The 23,404-nt window shown below is 66.2% G+C and carries 23 protein-coding genes; 7 read left to right on the top strand and 16 right to left on the bottom strand.

The genetic code is table 11. The features are described 5' to 3' along the window. Positions 1–33: 33 nt before the first annotated feature. The 4 genes from ASE31_RS24300 to ASE31_RS24285 all read right to left on the bottom strand — a co-directional run bounded on the left by ASE31_RS24300 (position 34) and on the right by ASE31_RS24285 (position 3,981). Positions 34–597, bottom strand: coding sequence for a hypothetical protein (locus tag ASE31_RS24300; protein ID WP_057204507.1), 564 nt, complete (start codon positions 595–597; stop codon positions 34–36). A 189-nt stretch (positions 598–786) separates the two neighbouring features. Continuing rightward, complete coding sequence (locus ASE31_RS24295; protein WP_057204506.1) at positions 787–1,875, bottom strand: sensor domain-containing diguanylate cyclase; 1,089 nt, start codon at positions 1,873–1,875, stop codon at positions 787–789. Positions 1,876–1,918: 43 nt separating this feature from the next. Then, positions 1,919–2,419 (bottom strand): hypothetical protein, encoded by a 501-nt coding sequence (locus ASE31_RS24290; protein WP_057204505.1) that lies wholly within the window; start codon positions 2,417–2,419, stop codon positions 1,919–1,921. A gap of 98 nt (positions 2,420–2,517) precedes the next feature. After that, the gene (locus tag ASE31_RS24285) at positions 2,518–3,981 is read right to left on the bottom strand and encodes an MFS transporter (protein ID WP_057204504.1); all 1,464 of its coding nucleotides are present in this window, start codon (positions 3,979–3,981) and stop codon (positions 2,518–2,520) included. A 121-nt stretch (positions 3,982–4,102) separates the two neighbouring features. On the opposite strand from ASE31_RS24285, the gene ASE31_RS24280 reads away from it, so the two are divergent. After that, positions 4,103–4,993: a LysR family transcriptional regulator gene (locus ASE31_RS24280; protein WP_057204503.1), complete on the top strand. Its 891-nt coding sequence runs from the start codon at positions 4,103–4,105 to the stop codon at positions 4,991–4,993. 19 nt (positions 4,994–5,012) lie between these two features. Here ASE31_RS24280 and ASE31_RS24275 read toward each other — a convergent pair whose 3' ends face one another. After that, the gene (locus tag ASE31_RS24275) at positions 5,013–6,125 is read right to left on the bottom strand and encodes an aldo/keto reductase (protein WP_057204502.1); all 1,113 of its coding nucleotides are present in this window, start codon (positions 6,123–6,125) and stop codon (positions 5,013–5,015) included. 77 nt (positions 6,126–6,202) lie between these two features. Between ASE31_RS24275 and ASE31_RS24270 the strand changes: the two genes are divergently transcribed. Beyond that, positions 6,203–6,841 (top strand): TetR/AcrR family transcriptional regulator, encoded by a 639-nt coding sequence (locus ASE31_RS24270; protein WP_057204501.1) that lies wholly within the window; start codon positions 6,203–6,205, stop codon positions 6,839–6,841. Positions 6,842–7,158: 317 nt separating this feature from the next. On the opposite strand, the gene ASE31_RS24265 is transcribed toward ASE31_RS24270, so the two are convergent. Together ASE31_RS24265 and ASE31_RS24260 are read right to left on the bottom strand one after the other, a co-directional pair. Next, complete coding sequence (locus ASE31_RS24265; RefSeq protein WP_057204500.1) at positions 7,159–7,542, bottom strand: RidA family protein; 384 nt, start codon at positions 7,540–7,542, stop codon at positions 7,159–7,161. Positions 7,543–7,603: 61 nt separating this feature from the next. Beyond that, positions 7,604–8,086: a GreA/GreB family elongation factor gene (locus tag ASE31_RS24260; protein ID WP_057204499.1), complete on the bottom strand. Its 483-nt coding sequence runs from the start codon at positions 8,084–8,086 to the stop codon at positions 7,604–7,606. Between the two features lie 448 nt (positions 8,087–8,534). Between ASE31_RS24260 and ASE31_RS24255 the strand changes: the two genes are divergently transcribed. Then, entirely contained in the window at positions 8,535–10,655 is a 2,121-nt protein-coding gene (locus ASE31_RS24255; RefSeq protein WP_162261435.1) for a prolyl oligopeptidase family protein, read from the top strand. A gap of 77 nt (positions 10,656–10,732) precedes the next feature. Here the strand turns inward: ASE31_RS24255 and ASE31_RS24250 are convergent, their stop codons facing one another. The 8 genes from ASE31_RS24250 to ASE31_RS24220 all read right to left on the bottom strand — a co-directional run bounded on the left by ASE31_RS24250 (position 10,733) and on the right by ASE31_RS24220 (position 18,056). Next, positions 10,733–12,292, bottom strand: coding sequence for a cryptochrome/photolyase family protein (locus ASE31_RS24250; protein ID WP_057204635.1), 1,560 nt, complete (start codon positions 12,290–12,292; stop codon positions 10,733–10,735). After that, positions 12,289–13,641 carry a DASH family cryptochrome gene (locus ASE31_RS24245; RefSeq protein WP_057204497.1) on the bottom strand — a complete coding sequence of 451 codons (1,353 nt, stop codon included), beginning with the start codon at positions 13,639–13,641 and terminating at the stop codon, positions 12,289–12,291. The genes ASE31_RS24250 and ASE31_RS24245 overlap by 4 nt, the downstream gene beginning before the upstream one ends. Further along, positions 13,638–13,796 (bottom strand): DUF2256 domain-containing protein, encoded by a 159-nt coding sequence (locus tag ASE31_RS31235; RefSeq protein ID WP_082604345.1) that lies wholly within the window; start codon positions 13,794–13,796, stop codon positions 13,638–13,640. The genes ASE31_RS24245 and ASE31_RS31235 overlap by 4 nt, the downstream gene beginning before the upstream one ends. Positions 13,797–13,824: 28 nt before the next feature. Continuing rightward, positions 13,825–14,850, bottom strand: coding sequence for an NAD(P)/FAD-dependent oxidoreductase (locus tag ASE31_RS24240; RefSeq protein ID WP_057204496.1), 1,026 nt, complete (start codon positions 14,848–14,850; stop codon positions 13,825–13,827). Beyond that, entirely contained in the window at positions 14,847–15,428 is a 582-nt protein-coding gene (locus tag ASE31_RS24235) for a lipocalin family protein (protein ID WP_057204495.1), read from the bottom strand. The genes ASE31_RS24240 and ASE31_RS24235 overlap by 4 nt, the downstream gene beginning before the upstream one ends. Before the next feature lie 85 nt (positions 15,429–15,513). Then, a complete protein-coding gene (locus tag ASE31_RS24230) occupies positions 15,514–16,452 on the bottom strand; it encodes a fasciclin domain-containing protein (protein ID WP_057204494.1) in 939 nt (312 codons plus the stop codon). A gap of 119 nt (positions 16,453–16,571) precedes the next feature. Then, on the bottom strand, positions 16,572–17,027 hold the full coding sequence (locus ASE31_RS24225; protein ID WP_057204493.1) for a fasciclin domain-containing protein: 456 nt from the start codon (positions 17,025–17,027) through the stop codon (positions 16,572–16,574). Positions 17,028–17,162: 135 nt separating this feature from the next. Continuing rightward, positions 17,163–18,056, bottom strand: a complete 894-nt coding sequence (locus ASE31_RS24220) for an NAD(P)/FAD-dependent oxidoreductase (protein WP_057204492.1) — start codon at positions 18,054–18,056, stop codon at positions 17,163–17,165. Between the two features lie 225 nt (positions 18,057–18,281). Here ASE31_RS24220 and ASE31_RS24215 point away from each other — a divergent pair, with 225 nt between their 5' ends. Then, positions 18,282–18,740: an Rrf2 family transcriptional regulator gene (locus ASE31_RS24215; RefSeq protein WP_057204491.1), complete on the top strand. Its 459-nt coding sequence runs from the start codon at positions 18,282–18,284 to the stop codon at positions 18,738–18,740. A 137-nt stretch (positions 18,741–18,877) separates the two neighbouring features. Here ASE31_RS24215 and ASE31_RS24210 read toward each other — a convergent pair whose 3' ends face one another. Next, positions 18,878–19,633 carry a hypothetical protein gene (locus ASE31_RS24210; RefSeq protein ID WP_162261431.1) on the bottom strand — a complete coding sequence of 252 codons (756 nt, stop codon included), beginning with the start codon at positions 19,631–19,633 and terminating at the stop codon, positions 18,878–18,880. Positions 19,634–19,664: 31 nt separating this feature from the next. Between ASE31_RS24210 and ASE31_RS24205 the strand changes: the two genes are divergently transcribed. The 3 genes from ASE31_RS24205 (at position 19,665) to ASE31_RS31910 (ending at position 23,310) form a co-directional block, all read left to right on the top strand. Beyond that, the gene (locus ASE31_RS24205; protein WP_235514751.1) at positions 19,665–20,798 is read left to right on the top strand and encodes a hypothetical protein; all 1,134 of its coding nucleotides are present in this window, start codon (positions 19,665–19,667) and stop codon (positions 20,796–20,798) included. Positions 20,799–21,058: 260 nt separating this feature from the next. Then, positions 21,059–21,427 carry a DUF1428 domain-containing protein gene (locus ASE31_RS24200; protein WP_057204488.1) on the top strand — a complete coding sequence of 123 codons (369 nt, stop codon included), beginning with the start codon at positions 21,059–21,061 and terminating at the stop codon, positions 21,425–21,427. Between the two features lie 1,355 nt (positions 21,428–22,782). Further along, positions 22,783–23,310 (top strand): hypothetical protein, encoded by a 528-nt coding sequence (locus ASE31_RS31910; protein ID WP_157412638.1) that lies wholly within the window; start codon positions 22,783–22,785, stop codon positions 23,308–23,310. Positions 23,311–23,404: the final 94 nt, after the last annotated feature.

The following is a 23,404-nucleotide window of genomic DNA, read 5'->3' as shown; positions in this document are numbered from 1 at the left end:
GCGCGGGGCGGGGGTACCCGGCCCCGCCACCCATCAGTTGCCGGTGAACGGCAGCGACGAGTGGTGCACTACGATGCGCAGCTTGCCCGCATCGTCCTTGACGAAGGCCCAGGTCTTGTCGACCGTGGTCACCTTGCCGGCCTTGTCGGTGAACATCACGTTGCCCATGGTGTTGGCCGAGTCACCGGCGATGAACACGGCGGCATTGGCAATCTCGCATTGGGTCCAGCCCTTGAGGGCGAAACCCGTGTCCTTGGGGTAGGCCGGGTTGCCACCCACGAAGTAGGCCAGCGCGCCCTCGCGGGTGGTGCGGAAGGTCTGGGGCGTGGTGGTCAGGGTTGGCTTGAACAGCACGGCGCCCATCTGGTAGCCGTAGGCGGCGTCGATCACCTTCTCGGCCAGCGCCTTGGCCGCCACCGGGCCGCTGGCGGTGTTGGTGGTGCTGATGTCGACCAGCGCCTTGCACCAGGCCTGCTGGGCCGCGAGCACCTCGCTTTCGGAGATGGCATGGTTGACGACCGGGCCCTTGGCGGCGGCAGGGAGGACGGCTGCGCCCACCAGGAGGCTGGCGACGGCGATGCAGATGGATGTTTTCATGGTTTTCTCTGGTTGAAATGGTTGGTTCCCCCCAGCTGCCGGATGGCTGCCTGGGAGACCTACAGTTCACCAAAGCGGTATGGACGCGGCCTGAATACCAGATGACAAGGGCGTGAGCAGAAGATGAACGCGGGATGAACGGCGCAGGCGGCATGGGGCCGCCGTCCGCCTCCCCGGTGACGACTGGCCTTACGCCTGCTGCACCCTATTGCGCCCCGCCTGCTTGGCCGCATACAGCGCGGCATCGGCGCGCCCGTAAATGCGTTCGGCATCCTCGCCATCCACCAGCGTGGCAACGCCCACGCTGATGGTCACGGGCATTTCGTCCCATGGGCCGTTTTCCACGGCCTGGCGCATGCGCTCGCCGACCTCGTGGGCGCCGGCCTCGCCGGTGCTGGGCAGGATGACGGCGAACTCTTCGCCGCCCACGCGGGCCACCACGTCCACCGTGCGGGCGCAGGCCTTCAGGTGGCCGGCAATGGCCTGCAGCACGCGGTCGCCGCCGTCGTGGCCCAGGGTGTCGTTTACGCGCTTGAAGTGGTCCACGTCGAGCATGAGCAGGCTCAGCGGCGTGCCGCGGCGCTGCACGATGGCCAGCTCCTGCTCCAGGTGGCTGTCAAAGGCGCGGCGGTTGCGCAGGCCGGTCAGGGGGTCGGTGGTGGCCAGCTCTTCGAGCTTCATGTTCAGCTCGTCCACGCGCTGGATCTGCTCCACCAGTTGCTGGTTGACGGCATCGGCGTGCTGCAGGGCCATGCGCAGGCGGATCTCGCGCAGGGCGGAGTGGGCGAACTCGGTGAGCACGTCCAGGTCCTGCTCGGTCCAGTGCCTGGGCACAAAGTCGATGGCGCAGAAGGTGCCCAGGGTGTCGCCCTCTTCCGTGAGCAGCGGCACGCCGGCATAGGCGCGCACGCCCATGGCCTTGACGCTGGGCACGTCGCGAAACACCGGCAGCAGCGTGGCGTCTTCGATTACCAGGGGCACCTTGGTCACGGCCACGTAGTGGCAGAAGGTGCGGCCCATGCGCACGCGGCTGCTGCCGGGGACCTCTGCAATGGGGCTGACCAGGCTCTTGTGGTAATCGCGCCCCTGGTCCAGCAGCGAGACGAAGACCACCGGCGCCCCCGTGAGCCGCGAGGCCAGGCGGGTGAGGCGGTCGAAGTTCTCCTCGGGCGGGCTGTCGAGCAGGCCCGTGCGCTGCACGGCGGCCAGGCGCCGGGGGTCGGCCAGCGCGGTGAGGATGCTGGCGTCGTCCGGCGGAGGGGAAAGCGCAAGGTCCATGGCGTGCTCTACAAATGAGTGAGTGGCTGGCAGTTGACCTGCATTATTGGCCCACGGGGGGCGCGGCCGCAACGGGAAGACCATCTGCATAGACGGCGGCCGGTATGCCCAGGAAGCTCGGACCACCGAGCGTGGCCCCCTCCAGCGAGCCGCCCTGGTTGAGCGCATCGTTCACCGTGTTGAGCAAGGCGCTGCGGTCGGTGACCGTCTGGAACGCAAGGCGCGGCCCGGTGTGGAACATGGCCTGGGCCGCCAGCACGGCGGCGATGAAGATGGGTTCGCGTGCGAAGGGAAAGCCCATCCATTCGCCTGCAGCATCTTGCACCGCGAATTCGGTAGGCAATTGCATCGTCTCGGCGCTTTTGATGTGAGAGACCAGCACCAACCCGAACCCTTCAGGCACCACGTCTATCAGCCGGCGGGCAAGCATGGCATCGCCGCCAGCCAGGGCCAGTACCTGGGTCTCGATCTCGTCTGGTGTCAGTTCAGGGTTGCCCAGGATGGCAATGGTCGATTGAATCAGGGTGGTGATGCGGTCGGTCATGGGGCAAGGGGAATCAGCGGCTTGGCGGCAAGCAGCACGGGGCAGCCGCTCGCAAAAGCATACCGCAAGCCTCCAGGGTCGGCGCCGGCCCGCAGGTTCTATACAGGCCGCCCAGAGCCTGCCGGGCGCACGCCACCCCACGCCAGCGCAATCCCCAGCGCCACTCCCACCAGCACCGCCGCCACGCCGAACGTGGCCTGCATGCCCGCGGCCAGCGCACCGGGCTGCGCCGTGGCGATGCCCTGGCTGCCGGCAGCCCACGCGAACACCGCACCCATGGCCGATGCACCAGTGACCAGGCCCAGGTTGCGCGAGAGGTTGAGCAGGCCCGAAGTGACGCCGCGCTGCTGCGGCTGCAGCGCCGTGGCCGCCATCACCGCCGTGTTGTTGGCGGCCTGGAACAGTGCGTAGCCAGCGGTGATGACGGCCAGCGCTGACACATAGCCGGTCACGCCCAGGCCGGTAGGCAGCAGCGCCAGCGCAGCCGAGCCCGCCGCCATGGCGATGAGCCCGGCCACGGTGGTGCGTTGGGTGCCCAGGCGGTCCACCAGGCGGCCGGCCGGCACACCAGCCAGGGCCGACACCAGCGGCCCGCACGACATGGCCAGGCCCACCTGCGCCGCACCCAGCCCCAGCGCGCCCGACAGGTAGAACGGGCCCACCACCAGCGTGGCCATGACCACGGTGGTGACCAGCGCGCCCATGGCAAAGCCGGCGCCCAGTGCAGGGCCCTTGAACAGCGCCAGGGGCACCAGCGGCGCGGCGCCACCTGCGCGGCCCGCTGCCCGGTGCTCCACCCCCACGAACAGGGCCAGGCCTGCGCCAGCGCACACCAGCAGCGCTGCATTCAACGTGCCGAAGCTGCCATGCCCCAGCGTCATGGCCAGCGCATAGGCGGCCAGTGTGGCCGCAAGCAGCACCGTGCCGGCCATGTCGAAGCGCGGGCGCTGTGTGGCGGCCCGCTCGCGGTCCGCCGGCAGGTAGCGGCGTGCCAGCCACATCGCGGCCCCGCCCAGCGGCAGGTTGATGAAGAACAGCGCCGGCCAGCCCCAGCCCGCGATCAGCACCCCGCCCAGTGTGGGCCCCAGCGCCGTGCCCACGGCCGACATGGTGCCCAGCAGGCCCATGGCGCTGCCGGTGCGCGCCTTGGGCACCGCGTCGGCCACCAGGGCCATGGCCAGCGCCATCATCACGGCGGCACCCAGGCCCTGCACGGCGCGCGCGGCGATCAGCAGCCAGAGCGACGGCGCCAGGCCGCACAGCAGCGATGCCCCGGTGAACAAGGCAATGCCCGCCAGCAGCAAGCGCCTGCGGCCCAGCAGGTCGCCCAGGCGCCCCACGCTGACCACCACCGTTGTGATAGCGAGCAGGTAGGCCAGCACCACCCACTGCACCTGCTGAAAGCTGGCGCCAAAGGCCTGTGCCAGCGTGGGCAGGCCCACATTGGCGATGCTGGTGCCCAGCGAGGACAACAGCATCGCCAGCGACAGGCTGGCCAGCACACCGCGCGGCGCGGCGGGGGACGAGGTGTTTGGGGGGGTGGTAAGGGCGGGTTGGGTCATGGTACGACGGCAGGATTCAGAGGGATGCACCGAGCGTAGGCCGTTGCGATTCCTGGCGGAAGGCGCAGCATTTGCATTCAATCAGTGCACCAGACGCCATGCCATCTGGTATGTTCGGTGCGTGTCTCGCCCTGACCTGAACCTGCTCGTCACCCTGGATGTGCTGCTGACCGAAGGCAATGTGGCGCGCGCCGCCAGGCGCCTGCACCTGAGCCCCTCGGCCATGAGCCGGGCGCTGGCGCGCCTGCGCGAGACCACGGGTGACCCGCTCTTGGTGCGCGCCGGGCGCGGCCTGGTGCCCACGCCCCGCGCGTTGGAGCTGCGCGAGCGCGTGGGCCAGTTGGTCCACGACACCGAGGCCGTGCTGCGCCCTGCCCAGGCGCCCGACCTGGCGCAGCTCACACGCACCTTCACCCTGCGCACCAGCGATGGCTTTGCCGAGACCTTCGGCCCCGCGCTGATCACCCGCGTGGCGGCCGAGGCGCCGGGCGTGCGCCTGCGCTTTGTGCAAAAGCCCGACAAGGACAGCACCCCGCTGCGCGATGGTGAGGTGGACCTGGAGACCGGCGTGCTCGGCCCCGCCATGGGCCCCGAGGTGCGGGTGCAGGCGCTGCTGCGCGACCGCTTCGTGGGCGTGGTGCGCGCGGGGCACCCGCTGAGCAAAGGCAAGGTGACGACGAAGCGCTACGTGGCCGGCCGGCACATCGCCGTGTCACGCCGCGGGCTGGAGCAAGGGCCCATCGAGCAGGTGATGGGCCCGCTGGGCCTGGCACGCGATATCGCCACCATCGTGAGCGGCTTTGCCACCGCGCTGGCGCTGGCCCGCGCCACCGATTTGATCGCTACCGTGCCCGAGCGCCACACCGCAGGCCTGCGCGCAGGCCTGCACAGCTTTGCCCTGCCCGTGCCGGTGCCCGAGATCACCGTGTCACTGCTGTGGCACCCGCGCCTGCATGCCGACCCGGCGCACCGCTGGCTGCGGGGGCTGGTGCTGGAGGTGTGCGCAGCGTAGCAAGCTGGCGCGCTGCGGCTCAGGCACGCCAGGGCGCGACCGCATCCCCGCCCGACACCAGCTGCTGGCGCGCGGCCGGGGTGAACAGGTTGTAGAGCATGCGCGGCGGCGATGCGCTCACCTCGTCGAGCGCGGCGCGGTGCTCTGGGGACAGCACCACATCCAGCGCGGCGATGTTGTCGGCCACCTGCTCCACCCTGCTCACACCCATGAGGGTAGAGGTGATGCCGGGCCGGCCGGTGACCCAGGCCAGGGCCACGCGCGCGGGGGTCTGCCCGGCTTCGGCGGCCACGCGGCGCAGCACATCGACGATGGCCCAATTGCGCTCGGTGAAGAGGGAATCGCCGAACGGGTTGGCGCCGTCCAGCCGCTTGTCGCCGGCCGGGCGCTCTTGGCCGGCTGCGGCCACTTCGCGCGGCAGGCCGCCTGCGCGGGGTGCGCCGGCCTCCACCGTGGCCCGGTCGTACTTGCCTGCCAGAAAGCCGAAGGCCAGCGGGCTCCAGGGCACGATGCCCATGCCGAATTCGCCGGCCAGGGGCACATGCTCGTCTTCGATGTCGCGGTTGGCCAGCGAGTAGAAATACTGCAGGCCGATGGGCCGAGGCAGGCCCCGCACGGCGGCCAGCGCGGCCAACTGGGCGGCGTACCAGGCTGGCGCGTTGGAGACGCCCCAGTAGCGCACCTTGCCGCTGCGCACCAGGGCGGCCATGGTCTCCAGCAGCTCCTCGGCCGGGGTGGCCGAGTCCCACACATGCACCCAGTACAGGTCCACATGGTCGGTCTGCAGGCGGCGCAGCGAGCCGTGCAGTGCGGCATGCACATGCTTGGCGCCGTTGCCCCCGGCATGCGGCCCCTGCCCTGCCGAGAAGCCCGCCTTGGTGGCGATGACGATGCGCTCGCGCAGGCCGCGCTCGGCGATGAAGCCGCCCAGCATCTCCTCGCTGGCGCCGCTGGAGTACACGTCTGCCGTGTCCACGAAGTTGCCGCCGGCCTCCACATAGGCGTTGAACACACCGCGCGAAGCGGCCTCGCCCGAGCCCCAGCGGGGCGCGCCAAAGGTCATGGTGCCCAGCGCCAGGGGGCTGACGGCCAAGCCCGAGCGGCCCAGCGTGCGGTAGTCGGTGAGGGACATGGATTGATTTCCTAGTGATTGATAGGAAAATATAGCAGCCCTTGCCAAACCGGGCAATCGATTTCATAGTGCTCGCTATGAAAACCAAGGAACCCGCTGCCCATCGCCGCAAAGGCCGCCCCCTGTCGTTCGACCGGGACGTGGCGCTGAACCAGGCCATGCTGCTGTTCTGGCAGCACGGCTACGAGGCCACCTCGCTCAACGACCTGACCACCGCGCTGGGGGTCACGCCGTCCAGCATCTACACGGTGTTTGGCGACAAGAAGGGGCTGTTTCTGGCGGCCGTGGGGCACTATGTGTCCGGCGGCCCGGTCACCTCGCAGACCATCATCGACGGCGCGGCCTCGGCGCGCGATGCCGCCTGGGGCCTGCTGCAGGCGGCGGCCATCGGCTCCAGCGGTGCGGACACGCCCGCCGGCTGCCTGCTGGCCAGCTCGGCCATCAGCTGCTCGGACGCAGCCAGCGAGGTTAAGGAAACCCTGGCCGGCCTGCGCCGCGGCATCGAGGCGATGCTGGAGCAGCGCATTGCCCAGGCCATCGCCAGCGGCGAGCTACCGACCAGCGCCGACGCCGATGCCCTGGCCGGGCATGTGATGGCGGTGATACAGGGCATATCGACCCTGGCACGCGACGGCGCGCCGCGCGAGAAGCTGCTGCGCGTAGCCACCACGGCAATGCAGGCGTGGCCGGCTCGCGCGGGGGCTGAGGCGCGGTAAATTCAGCCCGCGTTGCTCCGGGTGGGTGAGACAAAATGTCCAGCGCTATGTACCTTCAGGCTTGCTACGATCACTGCAATTAGTATCCAGTGATAGCGAGGAAAAGATGGATTGGGTCCCTGTAGTCTTCATTGTGTTCAAGGTTCTCGTGTTCGGCACGGGCATGTTTTTCGCCATCAAATGGCATTACGACCAAGACAAGAAGAAGAAAAGCGAAACCGGCGAACAGTGAGCGTCCGACCAGTGTTCTGTCCCGTCAACAGATGCTGGTCCCTTCGATGGAAGGGCCAAGCGCCATGTGATGCGATGCGATGCCCTCAGGCCTTGATCACGGTGGCGTCAATCTCTACGAGTTGTCCCACGTAGCCCAGTCCGGCAACACCCAGCAGGGTCGCTGGCGGAACCTGGCCACCAAACCAGCCTGCGACCGCTGACCATGCCGCAGAGAGACTTGCTTGGTCTCCGATCACGTACACGACCAACTGTCGAATGTCCTTGACTTGAAATTCGTGCACTGCGAGGAGCTGCTCCAGGTTGCGCAAGCACTGCAAGGCTTGTGCGCCCGGGTCCTGTGGGCCTACCAAGTGGCCATGGGAGTCGAGAGGCACCTGCCCAGCCACAAACAGACGATCGCCGAGGCGATCCGCGTAGCGGTATTGCGGCGTGGCGCAGAGCCCTGCATTGAGTTCGGCTTCATTCATCGGGTTTGGTCAAGTGGGCTGCGGCGAACAAAATTCTTCGGGCGTTGTTGGTTAGCCGCTCTCAATAGACCCGCAGCACCTCGAACTGCTGTCGGGTTGGAGCCAACTGTATCGACACCTCATCGCCCTCGCATTTACCCAGCATGGCCCGGCCCAAAGGGGCTTCGCTGCTGATGACCTGAACGGGCTGAGTGCCGCTGAGCAGCTTCATGCTGCCCCCATCCGGGCCGAGAAAGAGCTGTTGCTGCCTGTCGTCGGAATCGACCAGGCAGACCAGCGCGCCCAGCTGTATGCCTTGGCTGGCGTCGTAGGGGCGCGGGCGCCATTGGCGCCAATGGGCCAATGCCTGGCGGATGGCTTCGGCGCGCCGGGCCTGGCCGGTGGCCAGGTAGGCGGCTTCGAGTCCCAGTGTGTCGTATTTGTTTTCGGCGATGTTCTCTTCGTGGGTCGCCGTGTCATGGGCCGCCCGCACTGCCTCTTCGGCTTGCCGCAGGTCTTCGGCGAGCCGTTCCAGCACCTGCTGTTGCAGCAAGAATTTATCCATGGTGAAAGGTAGTCATCTCGAACAAGTGGGGGGTGCAGGTCTTGGTTGTGAAGGGCTCCACCAGCCCTCGACACGTCTGTTGGCTGCAGGTTGACTGTAGCCATGGGCAATGTTCCGGCGCCCATTTCGGGTCACCGAGCGGCAGGAACGGACCGTTGGCGCCCATCGTATCAGCGCCCCCCCCCAAGGGTTTCCATTAACGGACTGCATCTGAGCCAGATCAGTGCGCTGAGTCCCGGGTTCCTCGACCGCAGCTTGTCGTCGTGAATTGCAAGGCCGGGTCACACCATCAGATGGATTGAGGAAAGGCCTTGAACGTCGCTACAGGCTCCATACCCTCAGCACATCCACGCCCAAAGCAACCGCGACCCGGTGCGCATGGCGCCTTTGGCTGCCGTTAAGCCGACTTCAGGCACCATGCACAATGCGGCCACAACAGGGAGGAGCCATGGACATCAAGCGCAGGGATCTGGCCGCATGGCCGTTGGGATGGGGGTTGTTGGCATCAGGCACGGTGCTGGCGCAGGCAGTGCCTACTGACCCGCACGCATGGCTGGAGGATGTCGATTCGACGCGCGCGCTGGAGTGGGTCAACGCACGCAATAGCGAAGCGATGGCATTGGTCGAGCGTCAGTCAGATTTCGCGCGGCGCCGCAGAGACGTGCTGGCAAGCCTCTCGAATCCGGCAAATATCCAGTTTCCCGCCCGGCACGGTGACCACCTCTACAACTTCTACCGTAGTGCGCGACAGCCCCACGGGATCTTGCGGCGCACATCACTGGAAGAATTCTCGAAAGAGCGACCTTCGTGGAGGGTGCTGATCAACTTCGACGACCTGGCGCGCGAAGAATCGCGAAACCTGGTCTACACCGGCATGGCTGTGCACGCATCGACGCAGCGCGCGCTGATCTTTCTGTCCTCGGGCGGCGAGGACAAGGTCGAGATGCGAGAGTTCGACCTGGACAATCGCGCATTCGTGTCCGGCGGTTTCAACATCCCTGCGGCAAAGATGACGGCGGGCTGGTTCGGCGCAGACGAGGTGCTGGTGGCGGCCGACTTCGGGCCGGGCACCACCACCACCAGCGGCTACGCGATGACGGCGCGGCGCTGGAAACGTGGCACGCCCCTGGCCTCAGCACCCGAACTGCTGCGCGGCCAGCCTTCGGATGTGTCGGTCTCAGTCCGGTCGGGCGGGCGCGACGGCCTGCCCCCCATGGCACTGGTGCGACGAAACAGGCAGTTCCACCAGGCAGAGCGGCACCTGCTGCACCTTGACGGCACGCTCACCAGGATTGACCTGCCAGATGACGCCGATGCCTGGATTGAGCGCGATTGGCTGCTGGCGCTGCTGCGTTCGCCATGGACCACGAGCGGCCGCACTTTCAGCGAGGGTAGCCTGATCGCCATGGCGTTGCCCCAGGCCATGCAGGCGACGCGTGAGCTGCATCTGCTGTTTGCAGGCGAGCCGCGCAAGCGCCTGGCCTGGACGGATGCGGTGCGCGACGGCATCGTGATTGCATCCAGTGAGGACATGCGCCCGCGTCTCACCTTTGCGCGCTGGGACGGCAAGGCGTTTGCCTTTGGCTCGCTGCCCGCGCCCGACGCTGGTGTGGTGCATGTGCGTGCCGAACAAGCCGCAAAAGACAATCGGGTCTGGCTGACTACCCAGGCACCGGTAACCCCGCAGGCGCTGGCCTTGGTGGATGTCTCCGCACCGCAGCCGTGGCCAGAACCCCTGAAAACGCAGGCCGAGGCGTTCAAGGCCGATGGCATGGTGGTGCGCCAATTTCAGGCCCGCTCGAACGACGGGACGATGGTCCCCTATACTTTGATCGGGCCCGCACAGCCTGCCGCCGATGCGCCAGTGCTGCTGTACGGCTATGGCGGATTCGGCATTGCGCTGGAGTTGGATTACCAGCGCATGCCGGGCATCAACTGGTTGCAGTACGGCGGTGTCTATGTGATGGCGCATATCCGCGGCGGGGGCGAGTTCGGGCCGGCCTGGGCGCTGGCCGCCAAGGGCACCGGGCGGCAGCGCGCTTTCGACGATTTCATCGCGGTTGCGGCGGATCTGGCGCAGCGCGGCATAGCGCAGCCCGCGCGGCTTGGCATCTATGGTGCAAGCAATGGCGGCGCGCTCGTCACAGCGGTGATGGTGCAGCGCCCCGAACTGTTCGGCGCCGTGGTGTCGAGGGTGCCGCTGACGGACATGCTGGGCTTTTCAAGGCTGTTTGCCGGCGCATCCTGGATGGAAGAATACGGCGATCCGGACAAGCCAGCCGATCGCGAATCGCTGGCACGCTGGTCGCCTTACCAGAATGCAAAGCCCGCGAGTGCGACGGTTTCTTACCCCCCTATCCTCTTTCTGGGCAATCGCAACGATGACCGGGTGCATCCTGCACACGCACGAAAGATGGTGGCGCATCTGCGGGCACTGGGCCATGCCAAAGTGTGGCTGTATGAAGAGATCGCCGGCGGCCATTCGGGGCGGACGGACCCTAACATCCACGCGCGAAGGGAGGCATTGCTCTACAGTTTCCTGTTCCAGCAATTGACGTCCAAGGCTTAGACGTTTGTCCACACGCTGTTGACAAAAGTACGGGGCAGTTTGAATGACCGCTCTTGGCGGTCGCTGCACGCTGCGCTTTACAGCGTGTCCAGGTTAGAGCGCAGATAGCTGGCATGCCCACGCAAGGCCTCCAGCTGCGGACCCTGCATTTTCTGCAGCTGGCGGTACACCATGCCCAGGCGGAAGTTGCTGCCCAGCGTGGCTTCGTTGCGGGCAAAGAAGTCCCAGTACAGCGCGTTGTAGGGGCAGGCGCGCTCGCCCACCTTCAGCTTCTTGTCGTAGTGGCAGCCCTTGCAGTAGTCGCCCATGCGGTCGATGTAGGCGGCGCTGCTGACATAGGGCTTGGTGGCCAGCAGGCCGCCGTCGGCGAACTGGCTCATGCCCAGGGTGTTGGGCAGTTCGACCCACTCGAAGGCGTCGATGTAGACCCCCAGGTACCAGCGGTGCACGGCCGCAGGGTCCAGCCCGGCCAGCAGGGCAAAGTTGCCGATGACCATGAGGCGCTGGATGTGGTGGGCGTAGGCACCGTCGAGCGATTGCCCCACCGCATGCTGCAGGCAGCGCATGCGGGTATCACCGCTCCAGAACCACTGCGGCAGCGGCGCGGTGTGGCCCAGGGCGTTGCGCTCGTCGTAGCCGGGCATGTGGGCCCAGTAGATGCCGCGCACGTATTCGCGCCAGCCCAGGATCTGGCGGATGAAGCCCTCCACCGCCGCCAGCGGCGCAGTGCCGGCCTGCCATGCGGCCTGGGCGCGCTGCACCACCTCGCGCGGCTGCAGCATCTTGGTGTTGAGGGCAAACGACAGCAGGGAGTGGAACAGGTGCGGGCTGCGCGTGCTCATGGCGTCTTCGTACTCGCCAAAGTGCGCCAGCGTGGTGGCGATGAAGTGGTCGAGCCCGGCCAGGGCCTCGGCCCGGTTCAGCGGCCAGCGCAGCTGCCCGGCCTGCGGGTTGCCAAAGCTCTGCACCCCGGCGGCCACGATGGTGGCCCACAGGGCGCTGTGGTCGTGCACAGGCCGCGCATCGGGCGGGGTGGCCGGGGTGCCGGGCCAGGGCTTGCGGTTGTCGTGGTCGTAGTTCCACTGGCCGCCCTCGGGCTCGCCGGCTTCGTCGATCAGCACGCCGTGCTGGTGGCGCATGCGGCGGTAGAAGTGCTCCATGAGCCACTGCTTGCGGCCTGCAAACACCTCGGCCACCTCGCTGCGGGTGGTGTAGAAATGTTCGCTGCCCACGGCCTGTGTGGCAAAGGGCTGCTCTGCGCACCAGTGTCGCAACTGTTCGTCGAGCCGCCATTCGTCGGGGTGCTGGTACTCAAACCGCTGCGCGCCGTAGTGCGCCATGAGGGCGGCCAGGTTGCCGGGCACGGACTGGCGGTTGCTGGCGTCGTCGATGGCCACGTAGCGCACGCGGTGCCCGGCGCTGCGCAGGTGCCGCGCCAGGTCGCGCATGGCGGCAAAGATGGCGAGGATCTTCTGCGCGTGGTGCAGCACGTAGTCGGTCTCTTGCCGCACCTCCATCAGCACATAGACCACACCCGCGTCGCGTGTGGCAATCCAGCTGTGCTGCGGGTTGAGCTGGTCGCCCAGCACCAGGCGCAGGGTGTGGGCGGGTGCGGCCTCGCGGCCAGGGCGTGTCATGCCGTGCCCCACAGGCGGCGGTAGCTGCCGTCGGCGTCGTGCTCTTGCGTCTGCTTGGCGGGGTTGAAGCGGCGCCCGCCACGCGGGTCGGTGCCGCGCCCGGCGATGTAGAGCCAGTTGCCCTGGTTGCTGTACGGGTCGTAGTCCACCAGTTGCGATTCGAACCAGGCGGCGCCCGCGCGCCAGTCGCCCTGCAGGTCGTGGATGAGGTAGCTGGCTACCACCTGGCGCAGGCGGTTGCTGAGGTAGCCGGTGGCGGCCAGCTCGCGCAGGGCGGCGTCCACCAGCGGCTCGCCCGTATCGCCAGCGCACCAGCGCGCAAAGCCAGCTGCGTTGTGCGGCGCCAGCGGCTGGGCCGAGAGGCCGCGCGCACGGTACAGGGTGCGCCCGTGCTGCAGGTGCAGCAGCCGAAAATAGTCGCGCCACAGCAGTTCGAACCAGAGCCAATAGGTGCCCTCGTTGGCGCCGTGCGCGGCCTCGAATTGGCGCAGCGCGGCCATGGCATGCCGGGCCGAGAGCGCGCCCGTGGCCAGCCAGGGCGAGAACTTGCTGGAGTAGCCCAACCCCGTGAGCCCGTTGCGGGTGGCCTTGTAGGTGTGGGCTTGCCCGCTGGCCAGGTACTGCTGCACATGGGCCAGCGCGGCGGTTTCACCACCATCGCAGGCGGGGGTGCCGTAGGGGAAGGAGGAGCGCATGTCGCGGCCGGCGCCCTCGCCCACCTCGTCACCATGGCCGCCCTGCCCTTGCGCCGCACCCACGGCACCGGCGGCGTGCAACACCTCTTGCCACACCGCATCGGTCAGCGCTGCGGGCGGCGGCAGCAGGGCCGCAGGCGCCGGCAGCGGCTGCGGCGGCTGGATGCCGGCCTGCTCCACCGCCTGCCGAAAGGTGGTGAACACGCCAGGCAGGTCGCCCACGGGCCAGGGCAGATCGCACGGCTGCAGCAGGCTGCTGTGCCACACGGTCTGCACCTGCAGGCCGGCTGCGCGCAGGGCGGCCACCTCGGCCTGCTCATGGGGGGCTGCAATCGCTTCACACACCACGGCGGTGGCGCCCACGGCGCGGGCCAGCGCGGGCAGCACGGCGGCGGGCTGGCCCTGGCACTGCAGCAAGGGGTTACCCAGCCGGGCCATGCCGGCCGCCAGGTCGCGCAGTGCGGCGCCCTCGAAGGCACGCCGGTGCAGGCCCCTGCGGGCAAAGCCCCAGGGCGTGGTCTCGCCGGCGGGGGGCTGGCAGTGCACGGGCACCAGGTGGGTGGTGCCGCTGCCCAGGGCGGCGGCCAGCGCCCCCTGGTCGTGCAAGCGCAGGTCGCTGCGGAACCAGAAGAGCACGGTGCGGGGGGCGGTCATGGCGTGCCCCCGGCGCGCTTGCGCTCGTTGCGGCAGCGGTCAGAGCAGTATTTGACCGCGTCCCACACCTTCTCCCACTTCTTGCGCCAGGTGAAGGGCAGGCCGCAGTGCAGGCAGGTTTTCTGCGGCAGGTCGTGCTTCTTGCGCATGCGCATGGCGGCCTTGATGGAGGGGGTCTATGGTTCAGGCGGGCTGCAGCATCTGGTGCGCCAGCGCGCGGCCGCTGAGCCAGGCGCCCTCGACCTTGCCGCCGTGCAGCCAGTCGCCGCAAGCACCCAGGCCCAGGGCGCTGCTCCACCAGCAGCCCTGGTGCAGCGCGGGCTCGGTGTCGGCATAGCGCCAGCGGTGGGCCGTGGCGGCCACGGGCGGCGGCCCGCCCAGCGCGGCAAATGCGGCCAGCAGGGCGGCGGTGACCGACTCGGCGCTGTCTTCGATGTGCGCCTCGCTCCACTCGGGGCTGGCGTGCAGCAACCAGGTCTCCTGACCGGTGCGGCCGGGCTTGCTGCTGTCGCGGGCCACCCAGCGCAGCGGGCCGGCGTTGATGAAGGCGCCGTCCCAGGGCAAGGCCACAGGTGCGGCATAGCGCAGCATCACCGCCCAGCTGCCGCGCATGCGGGCACTGGCGGCCAGGGCAGCGCCATCGGGCGCCACCGATGTGAGCAGCGCTGCGGCCTGCGGCGCGGGCATGGCCAGCACCACGCGGTCGTAGTGCGCCGCATGCAGGCCCTGCTCTGCCGAGGTGATGGCCCAGCCCTCGCCGGTGTGCTGCAGCCGCTGCACCGTGGTCTGCCACTGCGTGGCCGCGTGGTCGCCAAGGCCCTGCTGCACCAGCCAGGCGGCCGGCGCGGTCATGCGCGGTGTGCCCACAAAGCGCTCCAGCGGTGTGTGCGGCGTGGTCCAGGCCGTGCCATCAAAGCTGGCCAGGCGCGCAGGCCATGGCGCAGCCACGCCGGCTGCCTGCCAGCGCGCCACCTCGGCGCGAAAAGCCGGGTCGCGTGCGGTGAAATACTGGGCGCCATGGTCGCACTGCCAGGCACCGGTGCCCTCGTCTTCGGCCCGCCGCGTGGCCATGCGGCCCGAGGGACCCCGGCTCTTGTCCAGCAGTTGAACGGCCTGGCCGGCCTGCAGCAGTGCCTGCGCGCACGACAGGCCGGCCAGGCCGGCGCCGACCACGGCGATGTGCAGGCGGGCGTGTGCGGCTGCGCTCATGGCTGTGGGTCGGTGCGCTGCTGGCTTACCCAGATCAGCGCCTGGGTGTCGACGCCCAGCGCGCTGGCGCGGGCGATGAGCTGCTCGCGCACACCCGGCGCCAGTTGCTTGCTGCGCGACAGGATCCAGCAGTAGCTGCGGTCGGGCCCCACCACCAGGGCCCAGCCGTAGTCGGCGTCGAGCGCAGCAACGTGGTAGCCGCCGTAGAACGGCCCGAAGAACGACACCTTGAGCGAGGCGGTCTGCGCATCGCCCGTGAACAGTGCCTTGCCCACGGCCTGGCGCCATTCGCCGCCCTGGCTGCCCTTGGTGGTGTCAAAGCCCCGGTTGAGCACGCGCACGCTGCCATCCGCCTGGCGCTGGTACGTGGCGCTCACGTCCGTCATGCCGCGCTCGAAGGAATGGTCGAGCCGCGCCAGCTCGTACCAGCGGCCCTCGTAGCGCGCCAGGTCAAATGGCGTGACAGGGGTGATGCCCGGCGGCGGGGCGGTGGATGAGCAGGCGGCCAGGGCCAGTGCCATGGAGGCAAGCCAGGCCAGTGCGGCGCGGCGAAGCCAGGGGGATGCGGTGGTGGACATGGGCGATGAACTCAAAAAATCCGTTGCAGCCCCCAGAAGCCCGGCGGCGTGGTTTCTGGGGTACTGCGCAGAGGGTGCGGCCAGCCTACTTGGGCAAAAGCACCCGGTCCACCGTATGCACCACGCCATTGCTGGCAAACACATCGGTGCCGGTGATGCGGCTGGTGCGAAGGCTCTGGTCGGTGATCACGAGGCTGGGGTTGACCGTGAAGCTCTGGCCCTGCACGGTGGCGATGGCGGTGTTGACGGGCACCTCGGCCTTCAGCACCCGCGCCGGCACCACGTGGTAGGTGAGCACGCGGGTCAGCAAGGCGGTGTCGGCCAGCAGCGCCTCCTTGGTCAGGCCCAGCTCGGCCAGCAGCGCCGCAAAGGCGGCATTGGTGGGCGCGAACACGGTGAACGGGCCGGGGCCTTTCAGCGTGGCCACCAGGCCGGCGGCGGCCACGGCCTCGACGAGGATGCTGAAGTCGGGCACTGCCATGGCGGTGGCCACGATGTCCTTGTCTGCCGGCAGCAGCACGCGGTCCACCAGGTGCACCACGCCGTTGCTGGCCTGGATGTCGGTGCTGGTGATGGTGGTGACGCGGTTGCGGCCATCGGTGATCTTGAGGCCGTTGGCAGACTCGATCTTGAAGAAGCCGCCGGAGACCGGGGTGATGGCCTTGCCCAGAGGTACGTCTGCGCGCACCACCCGGCTACCGAGCACGTGGTAGGTGAGCACAGCGGTGAGCAGGGGCTTGTTGGCCAGCAGCGCCTCTTTGGTCAGGCCCAGCTCGGCCAGCAGCGCGGCGAAGGCCGCGTTGGTGGGGGCAAACACGGTGAGGCTGCCCGTGCTCAGCGTGGGCGCCAGCCCGGCGGCCACCACGGCCTCGACCAGGATGCTCAGCTCCGGGGTGTTCTGCGCCAGCTCGACGATGTTGCGCTCTGGTTCGTCGTCGCTGCCCCCACAGGCCTGGAGCACGGTGGTGCTGGCCCCCAGGGCGGCGGCCAGAAGGACGGTACGGCGGTTGAATGCAGTGTTCATGGGAATCTCTCCTCGCTGTCAGACAGTGGATGAAAAGAGAGGGGGCCTGCCGGACAGGCCCCCTTGAATCTGCGCCACCCGGCAGCTTTGCACGGGCAGGCGCGCAAACCGTGGGCTGCTTACTTGGGCATCAGCACCGTGTCGATGGCATGGATCACGCCGTTGCTGGCGGCGACGTCGGTGGCGATGACCTTGGACTGGTCGACCATCACGCCCATGCTGGTGGACACGGTGATCTCCTGGCCCTGCACGGTCTTGACCTTGCCGGCCTTGACGTCCTTGGCCATGACCTTGCCGGGCACCACGTGGTAGGTGAGCACCTTGGTGAGCGCCGCCTTGTCCTTGAGCAGGCCGTCGAGGGTGGCCTTGGGGATCTTGGCAAACGCTTCATCGGTGGGCGCAAACACGGTGAACGGGCCGGGGCCCTTGAGCGTGTCCACCAGGCCGGCGGCCTGCACAGCTGCCACCAGGGTCTTGAAGTTACCGGCCTTCACGGCGGTGTCAACGATGTCTTGCGCCATTGCGCTAAAGGTGGCGCCTGCGGTAAGGGCCAGGGCAACCAGGGTCTTCTTCATGATTTCATTCCTCAATATGGGGATGCACTCACACGCCAAGATGGGCGCGGGCCGATTGTATGACCGTTTGGTTTTAATTTCTACCAATTAGTTTTATTAAAACCAATTGGTTTCATCCGGTCACATGACGCGCTTTCAATGCGCGCCAAAGATCAGCGATTGGTGCGTGGCCGCGCCCGCCAGCGTGCCGTCGCCCACCACCAGCGGCAGCGAGCCGCCCTGGCGCGCCGCGTCGCCGCAGGCATACACGCCGGGCACGGTGGTGGCCTTCATGGCGTCGGTCTTGATGGTGCGGCCCAGGGGCCCGTCTTCGAACTCGCAGCCCAGGGCATGGGCAATGGGGCTGGCCACCTCCACGCGGGTCAGGGTGAACAGGCCGTCTTGCGCAATCACGCGGCCGTCACGCATCACGATGTCCATGGCGCCTTCGATGCGGTCGATGAGGCCCCGCTCCAGCACCACGCCGCGCGCCTGCAGCTGCGCCAGCTGGTCCGCATCGGGCTCGAAGGCACCGTTCAGGAAGAAGGTGGCCTGGCCCCAGTCGGGCAGCATCAGCGCGACGTGCATGGAAAACGGCGACACGCCCAAGGCGCCGATGCGGCCCTGGTTCAGCTCGTAGCCATGGCAGTACGGGCAGTGGAAGACATGGCGCCCCCAGCGCTCGGCCAGCCCGGGCACCTCGGGCAGGTGGTCGATGACGCCGGTGGCCAGCACCAGGCGGCGGGCATCGATGGCATCAGGCAAGCCATTCACCTCGACGCGAAAGCCCTGCCCTGCCCGCTCGGCAGCCGTGACCTTGCCCTCGCGCCATTCGACCGTCGGGTAGGCCATGAGCTGCGCGCGCCCCTGGGCTGCGATGTCGGCTGCAGGCGTGCCATCTTGCGTGAGAAAGCCGTGCGAGTGCTCGGCAAAGCGGTTGCGGCGCTGGCCGGCGTCCACCACCAACACACGCCGGCGCGCCCGCGCCAGTTGGGTTGCTGCAGCCAGGCCGGCATAGCTGCCGCCGATCACGATGGCGTCGTAGTGCATGTGGGGTTCCTTTTGATTCACGATACTTTTGAAGTTTCATGATAACGCGCCACCCAATTTCATGCAACTTACAATGATTCAAGAATCACACCCCAGCGGCTCACAACACTCAGCGAAGCGGTTCTAGCTAGGCGCTGTGTCGCAGGCAGTACGAGCAGTACGACAAGACGCAGCAACGACGCCAGAAGAGTGTTTTGAGGCGCTCCATCCAAGGACCAAAACCTCATGCGCAGTGATAGCCGCTTGTCCCGAATGCTCCACGTGCTGTTGCACATGGCGCGGCACGATGCGCCCTTCACCTCCGAGCAGATCGCCACCATGCTGCAGACCAACCCCGTGGTGGTGCGCCGCACGATGGCGGGCCTGCGCGATGCGGGCTATGTGCGGTCAGAAAAGGGCCATGGCGGCGGCTGGACGATTGCCTGCGACCTGGCGAAGGTGACGCTGCTCGACATCCACAACGCCGTGGGCGGGCCGCACCTGTTTGCCATCGGCAACGGCAGCGACAACCCCGAATGCGCGGTGGAGCGCGTGGTCAACGCCGCCCTGGACGACGCCCTGCGCCAGGCCGAGGCGCTGCTGATCGCGCGGCTGGGCTCGATTGCGCTGGCCGACCTGGCAAAACAGTTCGATGCGGAGTGCGTGGCCAAGGGGTGGGCGGTTCATGGGCCCGCAGGGCATTGACCCGCGTCCATTGGAACCGGAGATACGACTCCGCCAGGGCAAGCCCGTACATTTGGAGGTTTGCGTGCAATACGCCAAGCGGCGCTTGAACGGCCGCTCATGGCTGGGGCAGGCTCTCCCCAGCAGCGAGGCAATCCTCAGAAAGAATAGCGCTCTGTCAACCAGCTTTTCTTGCTGTTCTTGTAGGCACTGAAGAGAAACAGCGCTGCAATCACGCCGCCGACCAACAGCGTGCCCTTGGGGCCCAATGTGCTGGCGATGGAGTACAGCAGCTTTTCCTTGCCGGCATGCTTGCCTGAGGCCTCGACCGATGCATTGCCCATCGACGACACGACGAAGTAGAACAACCCGGTGAGCACCAGCGTGGCAATGGCAAGGAAGATGGATTTTCCCGACCGTTGCAAGAGCCCTGGCCGCAGCTGTTCGGCCTTGCCGCTCTGGCCCATCAGCGCCTGAACGCTGGCCACGATGCGCTTTTGGGCGGCCTCCGACAGGGCATGCACGCCGATGTCGTCGCCCAGGCCCTTCGCGGTAATCACCGTGGTGAACCGTGCATCCTTGGCCGCATGCACCGAAGCCACCTTGTCCTTCTCGATCAACCTGCCGTGCTCGCCCAATTGGGCTTTTTCCTTCTTGCCGAGCGTTGCCAGAGCACGTGGCTCAAGATCTTTTTGCGTGCTGAAAAACACCGCGCGATCCGACACACCCACCACCCCACCGTTGACTTCAATCATTTTTTCCTCCCTGTTGATATTGTTGAGGCTTGAACCATTCAGCAAGGGTTCAAACCGGTTGAGCACTGCAACTGCAGGCGAAAGTCTAGCGCCTGCGGACATGCTGGCACTGGACAAAGTGTCCAGTGCCAGGACCTTGCAGGCGCTTAGGATGCGCATGCACTTAAAAAGTCTCTGCAAGGAATTGAGAATGGGTATCGCGTTTCGCCAGACTGACATCAACATCAAGATTGCCAAGAAACATGCGAAGGAGATTTCCAAGCTCCTGCTGGACAAGGGCTGGATTGCTGAGGACATGCCATTCGATGCCGCGCTGGCGGCGATAGGCTGGCAGGGCAAGGGCCAGAGAAACGTGCTGGAAATCGACGAGATCGATGTCGACAAGATCACCGAGCGGGTATCCCAACGCTTGGAGGCGCTGGCGCCCTTTGTGCGCGATGGGAGCTTTGTCCGCTTCGAGTCCGAGGAGAGCAGCAAGGACTACGCGCTCTGTGTTTTCGAGGGGGGCAAGGCCCATGGATATGGGTGGCTGGGCGCGCCAGCAAAATCATCGACTGCCGCCGCCATCGGAGCCGCGCCGAGCGGTGCCTGGAACGAGTACATCCATGACGAATCCCCCTCGCAGGAGAAGCTGACAGACCACCGCTACTGGGCAGTGGCGGCTTGGAACATGGCGCAGAACATCGGGTTCATTGCCCAGAGCTCCAAGCGCTTCGGTGCCAAGGACGCAGACCAAGCCTACTGGATCATGCGGGCGTGCGAAGAGGCGCGGACGGCGCTGCAAGGGGAGCGCTACCTGATCGTCCAGGACATCCAGATGTACGGAAAAGAGGTGGGCAAAATCCCCCAGACCCTTGCGGACCATGCGCAGGAAGTCAAGCTGCGCTGGCTCAAAGGGCCCCGCAAGAAGCTGGCCGAGCTGCCTTTCGCCATTGAGGCGGATGAGCTCGCAGCCCTGCTCCCCTACCGCGAGACGTTTGCGCCGGGTCGGGATATCCTGGTCAATGGGCAGGAGGGTGTATTCCAGCCCGAAGTGCTGTCCTTCTTCCAGCACCTGCGCAAAGCATCGTGGTACCGGCAAGTCGGCAGCCTGCAAAAGGACGGCAGTGCCTACCGCGAGGTGATCACGGATTTCAAAGGATTGATGTCCGACGTGACGGAATCCGCCGATTTGAAGGAGAGCCTGCTCTTTCTGCACCGGATGACCTCCGTCAAGGATGGGAGCGATACCATCACCCCTGGTGTAGACAGAGAAGACATTGCGGACCGCGCCCCGGGGATCCACAAGGCGATGGCAAGAATCAGCCAACTGGCCGCAGCGTAGGCCAACCCGCTGTCACCCCCGTGGGGCCGTGCTCTGGGTGGCGATGGGGTTGCTCGCGGGCACATGGGCACCTTGCCGAGAGCGCAACGCGGCGGCCGACGCAACAGGCGTCCTGCAGTGGCATCGCTCCAGTCACTGGTAAAAAAACGTGTCTTTCCAGGCGCCCCATGTCGATTGGGCGTACTGTCGTTCGTCGTGTGATGACGGGGTGCCCACGGGCGGGCACGCCGGATGGTCGTCAACCCAACAGGAGTCAAGACATGTCTTACATCGACGGTTTCGTGATCGCAGTACCCACCGCCAACAAGCAAAAATTCATCGAGCACGCGCGCAAGCTCGACCCGATCTTCATCGAGCTGGGCGCCATCCGGGTGATCGAGGGCTGGGGCGATGACGTCCCCGACGGCAAAGTCACCGATTTCCGCCGCGCGGTCCAGGCCACGGCCGAGGAAACCGTGGCCTTTTCGTGGGTCGAATGGCCGGACAAGGCCACACGCGAGGCAGGCATGAAGAAGATGATGGAAGACCCGCGCATGGACCCGTCCGCCCCCGGCAACCCGCCCATGCCCTTCGACGGCAAACGCATGATCTTCGGCGGCTTCGAACAGGTGGTCGAAGTGAAGGCTTGAGCAGTCGCCAACGTCGCGCAGCGCGCACGCTCCCCGGTGCAACTCGCGGGCTGGCAGTGGCAGGGTCCGGTCGCAGCTCGAACACTGCCAGCCTGCCACGCTGCGCATGTGCTCGAGGGCTTCAGGTGTCGCTGATAAAGTTGCAAGTGCGTATTTCGGTCGCTGCTGGACAGTGGGGACGAACTGAGCTGGACAGCTGGAACGGCGGGAGCTGGACACTCAGTTCGGCGCTCGTGGTCATTTCCAAATCGGGCCTGTGCAGCTTTGTCCAGTCGCCTTCTTGGGTGATACAGGGCGCTGGAGCCACCAGCTAGACTTCCGCTATCGGCCGAGGCTGTGTGAAAACGTCGATGGCTGACTTTTGCGGGGGTACTTCAACCATTGCTCGCATCGAGATCGAGCGTTGTAGGCCGTTCTGAGCGGTCGATTTCTGAGAAGACCAGCAGCACCAGGGCATATGGCGCGTTTTTACACAGCCTCGGCCAAGAGTGGACGTTGGAGTCCGGCACTTAGACAAAATGCACCCTTCTTCGATGATCAATCAGCTGCTCGAGGCTGTCTGGATATGTCCGCCAAGGAAGACACATCCTGCTTGGGTAGACCAAACAACAGCGGCTATTGCAACTGACCTTGTCAGATTGACTATCGCCGAATCCCCGACGGTCCAAGTTTCACCATGCGAGGTTTCAATACCAGGTGCCTACCCAGCCCTGGGCATCAAACTGCAGGAAGTGTCGAGTTCGACAAGGATGCCAGCGGGCTGGCCGGAAAACTGGAGGGCGTCCGAGCAAATCGACGCGGTTCGGAAGTATTTACCCGCAGTGATTGCAGAAGTTCGCGTTTGGGACGCCTTGGGCGAAGGCCCTGATTCAGCTATCCAACTTGTCTTCGTAACTGGCCTGGCACTCACTGTAAGGCATCAGTATCCCCCGATGACCTTGGGCGTGGACATAAGTCGTCGAGGCCATCTGTAGGATGCGGCTAAGGTTCACACGGGAAAGCTGTGCCGCTGCTGCGGCGGCATACGGCCGAGGCTGTGTGAAAACGTCGATGGCTGACTTTTGCGGGGGTATTTAAACCATTGCTCGCATCGAGATCGTGCCTTGTAGGCCGTTCTGAGCGGTCGATTTCTGAGAAGACCAGCAGCACCAGGGCGTATGGCGCGTTTTTACACAGCCTCTGCCATAAGCGAACATGTAACGACTGCCTCTTTTCACAGGATTTTTAATGAGGTTAGAGCTTGAAGAGCATGGCAGAAAGCTCAGCAATTTCAACGGTTTACAGCCGAAACGCAAGCCGGCGCTGGGCGCAAGCGCGGCGATAGATAGCGGCGTGAGCCCCATAAGAATTTAGCCATGCAAGCGCGCCGCCTTCGTAATCTATCAAGCATTCGCCAAACCGAGTTGCGGAGTCAGTACCCCTGGCTCAAAACAGTAGTCTGGAACGAAGAGAACCGCTTTGGCATCCCGAGAGGGGTGGCGATCACCGTCTTCGATCATTGGCTTACGCGCGACGAAGCCAATAGACTTTTGGAGAATGTCCCACGAGAGGAGCAGCAAATTCGGAACGCATGTCACGCTGCGTTCTGTGCTTTGCTTGTTGCCGAAACACCTGTCCTGTCCTTTACTTTTCGCAGGCGCGCGCATGACCGCACCACATTTCGCGAGTTCATCTCCCCAGAGGCGCTATCAAATTACTGCACGCCGAATGGTGGCCAAACTCTTAGGCACCGTCATTTTCAAGTCGTCCTACCCGAGCTGGACTGCGCATTTTTGGAAAGCTGGGATGACACGCATCACTTCTATTTCAACAATCCCGCGTGCATTGAACCCGTTCGTGAATGGGCCGAGAGATGTGGCCTGTATCTACTTGAGCATCGCTAACCAGTCGCTCGAGCCGACTCAGGTCGGCAGGCCGTCGCTCGCGGCTCAGCTTCACCATTGAACGACTGCTTTGCGGAATCTTGAACTTCCGCTG

This window comes from Acidovorax sp. Root217, from assembly GCF_001428645.1.
In the GTDB taxonomy this organism is placed as follows: domain Bacteria; phylum Pseudomonadota; class Gammaproteobacteria; order Burkholderiales; family Burkholderiaceae_C; genus Acidovorax.
Note: the sequence above shows the minus strand (reverse complement) of the source record. Positions and strands in the feature narration are given on the sequence as shown.